Annotated in this window: 2 protein-coding genes and 1 pseudogene; all 3 read left to right on the forward strand. The window is 71.7% G+C overall.

Annotated elements, in window-relative coordinates:
• Nucleotides 1-3,743: hypothetical protein (locus tag GRX31_RS30160; protein WP_160856221.1), on the forward strand; the 3,743-nt coding region annotated here is incomplete at its 5' end.
• A gap of 82 nt (nucleotides 3,744-3,825) precedes the next feature.
• The gene (locus GRX31_RS30165) at nucleotides 3,826-4,350 is read left to right on the forward strand and encodes an OmpA family protein (RefSeq protein WP_160856223.1); all 525 of its coding nucleotides are present in this window, start codon (nucleotides 3,826-3,828) and stop codon (nucleotides 4,348-4,350) included.
• A gap of 136 nt (nucleotides 4,351-4,486) precedes the next feature.
• Nucleotides 4,487-4,926: pseudogene (locus tag GRX31_RS30170) on the forward strand (Mur ligase); the annotation flags it as partial.

Here is a 4,926-nt window from a genome sequence, read left to right on the forward strand (position 1 = left end):
ATCCGACCAACCCCACGGATCCCACGAACCCGACCAATCCTACGAACCCCACCAATCCGACCAACCCCACGGATCCCACGAACCCGACCAATCCTACGAACCCCACCAATCCGACCAACCCCACGGATCCCACSAACCCGACCAACCCCACCAATCCCACGGACCCGACGAACCCGACCAATCCGACCAATCCCACGGACCCCACCAATCCGACGGATCCCACGGACGGCCACGGCCTGATCACCTCCGTGCAGGACGTGGTTGGTGCGCTGTCCGGTGGCACGGTCGCCGGCCCGGTGGGCAACCTGATCGATACGCTGGTCAATCCCGGCAGCGGCACGCTGTCCGGGGTGACAGGCCTGCTGGAGAGCCTGACCAGCACCAATGGCGGGCCGCTGGGCGTGCTCACCGAGCTGGTGGACGGCCTGGTCAACATCCAGAACCAGGGCCTGGAGCCCCTGATCAGCACGCTCAATGAGCTGCTCAAGGGCCTGGATGAAGCGGGCTCCGGCGGCTCCATCGGCACGGTAGTGGACAACGTGCTCGGCGGCCTGCTCGACGAAGACGGTGCGCTGGGCGGCCTGCTCGCCGGCGTGGGTGGCCTGCTGGGCGGCCTGGTGGGCGGCGGAACGGGCAACCCGCCCGGCACGCCTGACAGCGGGGTGGTCACGTCCGTGCAGGACGTCGTGGACGGCCTGCTGGGCGGCACGGTGGCAGCGCCTGTGGGCCAGTTGCTGGATGCCCTGGCCAACCCCACGGACGGACTGCTGTCCACCGTGACCGGCGCGCTGGAGAACCTGACCAATGTCGAGGGCGGCCCCCTGGGTGTGCTGACCGAACTGGTCAACGGCCTCACCCAGGTGGACGGCGAAGGCCTGGCCCCGGTGATCGGCACGCTCAACGAGCTGATTGCCGGCCTGGGCAACGGCCTGGGTGAAGGCGGCATCGGTGAACTGGTCGACGGCCTGCTGGGCGGCCTGATCCCGGGCGGCACGGGAGGCGGCAGCGGTGACGGCCTGGTCACCACGGTCCAGGACGTGGTGGACGGCCTGCTCGGCGGCACCGTCGCAGCCCCTGTGGGCCAACTGCTGGACGCGCTGGCCAATCCCACCGATGGAACGGCCTCGGTCGTCACCGGCCTGCTGGAAGGCCTGACCAGCGTGGAAGGCGGCCCCCTGGGCGTGCTGACCGAGCTGGTCAATGGCCTGACCCAGGTGGACGGCCAGGCCCTGCAGCCGGTGATCGGCACCCTCAACGGCCTGATTGCCGGCCTGGGCAGCGGCCTGGGTGAAGGCGGCATCGGTGAACTGGTCGACGGCCTGCTGGGCGGCCTGATCCCGGGCGGCACGGGAGGCGGCAGCGGTGACGGCCTGGTCACCACGGTCCAGGACGTGGTGGACGGCCTGCTCGGCGGCACCGTCGCAGCCCCTGTGGGCCAACTGCTGGACGCGCTGGCCAATCCCACCGATGGAACGGCCTCGGTCGTCACCGGCCTGCTGGAAGGCCTGACCAGCGTGGACGGCGGCCCCCTGGGCGTGCTGACCGAACTGGTCAATGGACTGACCCAGGTCGATGGCCAGGCACTGCAGCCCGTGATCGGAACCCTCAACGGCCTGATTGCCGGCCTGGGCAGCGGCCTGGGTGAAGGCGGCATCGGCGAGCTGGTCAGCGGCCTGCTGGGCGGTGACAGTGGCCTGCTGGGCGGCGTCCTTGGCGACGACGGCCTGGTCGGCGGCCTGCTCGGCGGTGACGGCGGCCTGCTGGGCGGCGTGCTCGGCGAGGACGGCCTGGTCGGCGGACTGCTGGGCGGCCTGGTTCCGGGTGGCGGCACAGGCAGCGGCGAAGGCCTGGTCACCACGGTACAGAACACCGTTGGCGACCTGCTCGGTGGCACGGCCGGAGCGCCTGTGGGCCAGGTACTGGATGCGCTGATCGACCCCGGCACCGGCGCCCTGTCCGTGGTCACGGGTCTGGTGGAAGGCGTGACCCAGGTCAACGGCGGTCCGCTGGGTGTGGTGACGGACCTGGCCAACGGCCTCACGCAGGTCCCGGGCCAGGCACTGCAGCCGGTGATCGGCACCGTCAATGGCGTGCTGGCCGGTCTGACGGGAGGCGACGGCCTGCTGGGCGGCGTGGTCGGCGGTGACGGCGGCCTGCTGGGCGGCGTGCTCGGCGACGACGGCCTGGTCGGTGGCCTGCTGGGCGGTGACGGCGGCTTGCTGGGTGGCGTCCTTGGCGACGACGGCCTGGTCGGTGGCCTGCTGGGCGGTGACGGCGGCTTGCTGGGTGGCGTGCTTGGCGACGACGGCCTGGTCGGTGGCTTGCTCGGCGGTGACGGCGGCCTGCTGGGTGGCGTCCTTGGCGACGACGGCCTGGTCGGTGGCTTGCTCGGCGGTGACGGCGGCCTGCTGGGTGGCGTGCTTGGCGACGACGGCCTGGTCGGCGGCTTGCTCGGCGGTGACGGCGGCCTGCTGGGTGGCGTGCTCGGCGACGACGGCCTGGTCGGCGGCCTGCTCGGCGGCGACGGCGGCCTGCTGGGTGGCGTGCTCGGCGAGGACGGCCTGGTCGGCGGGCTGCTGGGCGGCCTGGTTCCGGGTGGCGGCACAGGCAGCGGCGAAGGCCTGGTCACCACGGTGCAGAACACCGTCGATGACCTGCTCGGCGGCACGGCCGGAGCGCCTGTGGGCCAGGTGCTGGATGCGGTGATCAACCCCGGCACCGGCGCCCTGTCCGTGGTCACGGGCCTGGTCGAAGGCGTGACCCAGGTGAACGGCGGCCCGCTGGGCGTGGTGACGGACCTGGCCAACGGCCTGACGCAGGTCCAGGGCCAGGCACTGCAGCCGGTGATCGGCACCGTCAACGGCGTGCTGGCCGGTCTGACGGGAGGCGACGGCCTACTGGGCGGCGTGGTTGGCGGCGACGGTGGCCTGCTGGGCGGCCTCACGGGCGACACCGGACTGGTCGGCGGCCTGCTCGACACCGTGGCCGGCGACAACGGCATCGTCGGCGGCCTGCTCGGCGGCGACGGTGGCCTGCTGGGCGGCCTCACGGGCGACACCGGACTGGTCGGCGGCCTGCTCGACACCGTGGCCGGCGACAACGGCATCGTCGGCGGCCTGCTCGGCGGCGACGGTGGCCTGCTGGGCGGCCTCACGGGCGACACCGGCCTGGTCGGCGGCCTGCTCGACACCGTGGCCGGCGACAACGGCATCGTTGGCGGCCTGCTCGGCGGCGACGGTGGCCTGCTGGGTGGCCTCACGGGCGACACCGGCCTGGTCGGCGGCCTGCTCGACACCGTGGCCGGCGACAACGGCATCGTTGGCGGCCTGCTCGGCGGCGACGGTGGCCTGCTGGAGACCGTGGCCGGTGACAACGGCGTCGTCAGCGGCGTGCTGGACACGGTGGCCGGCGACAACGGCATCGTCAGCGGCGTGCTCGACACCGTGGCTGGCGACAACGGCATCGTCAGCGGTGTGGTCAACACGGTCGTCGGCGACAACGGCATCGTCAGCGGACTGCTGGGTGGCGGCAGCAGTGGCGGTGGCCTGCTGGGCGGGCTGCTGGGGGGATCGTCCGGTGGCGGACTGCTCGGAGGCCTTCTGGGCGGCACTTCTCAAGCGGCAACGGCCTCTGCGGCCGAGCTGGATCCGATTGCCACCTCCATCAGCAGCCATGCCAGCAGCACGGCCGATGCAGCAGCCAGCGTGTTGACGCAGCAGTTGCACCACAACGCCCTGCTGTGAGCTGCAGCGGCGCCTGCGGGCGCCGCATTCCTTCCCTGCGCCGCCGCCTCGCGGTGGCGGCGCACGTCCCAGGAGATTTTCCATGTCACACACTCTCAGGCTGTGCACCATCGTGCTGCTGGCCGCAGGCCTGGCCGCCTGCGGTTCCACCGCCACCACCAGCACGCAGCGTTCCGAACACCACTACGCCTTCGGCAAGGCCCCGGCGCCTGCGGCGGCCAGCTCCGGCGTCGCACCCGTGGTGGCCACGAGCCAGGCCGACCAGCGCGGTCCCGCCAATGTCGCCCACATCGTCTACTTCGACTTTGACGCCTACACCATCCGCAGCAGCGACCGGGCCATCGTGGAAAGCCATGCGCAGTGGCTGCGCAGCAATCCCGGCCGCTCGGTGATGCTGCGCGGCCATACGGACAGGCGCGGCGGCATCGAATACAACCTGGCGCTCGGCCAAAAACGTGCCGACGCGGTGCGCAACAGCCTGCAGCTGCTGGGCGTGAATCCGGCCCGCGTGGAGTCCGTCAGCTACGGCAAGGAGCGGCTGGCCGACGAAGGCACGAGCGAAGACGCCCACCAGCGCAACCGGCGCGTGGAATTCGACTACCGCTGAGCCGCCGCGCTCCGCACTCGCCTGCCGCCGGGCCGCCATGAAAGAACAGATCCGTACGCGGTCAGCGCACCGCAGCCCGGCGTCCCGTCCCCACGGGAAGCGCAGCCTCCCACTGACCTTGACCGAGGCCGAGAGCATGTTGTCGCAGCAATTGGCAAATGGCCTGGAGTACCTGGCACGGCACATGGTGTTGCTGCCCGAGCCCTACCCCGGCTGCATTCTTTTCTTCACGGTGGCGGCCGAGAACAAGGCCGCCTCCGTCTTCCATGTACGCGCCACCACGCTGGAGGCCGCCTGGCGCGAGGGAGCGACCCGCGTGCGCCAGTGGGCCTGGGCCCGCAAGCGCGATGAGGTCGATCTGCGCATCGACTGGGTCCAGGACATCACACCCCTGGAGGCGGACAGTCCCCTGCCCGATTGCCGTGCCTGGACCGAGATGCCCCTGCGCTCCCTTGCCCTGGCCGATGCCAGCCTGGAGCGCGCGCAGTTGCTGCACCCCTTGCTGCCCGATCCGCCCCAGGGTGGGGCTGCCGGCGCACCCGACGATGAGCCCCCCCTCCCACGCCCCCTGCATCC

The sequence above is a fragment of the Delftia sp. CH05 genome, from assembly GCF_009827015.1.
Taxonomy (GTDB): Bacteria; Pseudomonadota; Gammaproteobacteria; order Burkholderiales; family Burkholderiaceae_C; genus Comamonas; species Comamonas tsuruhatensis.

Coding starts and splice junctions, on each gene's coding strand:
- GRX31_RS30165 (WP_160856223.1), top strand. CDS start 3,826: ATGTCACACACTCTCAGGCTGTGCACCATCGTGCTGCTGGCCGCAGGC.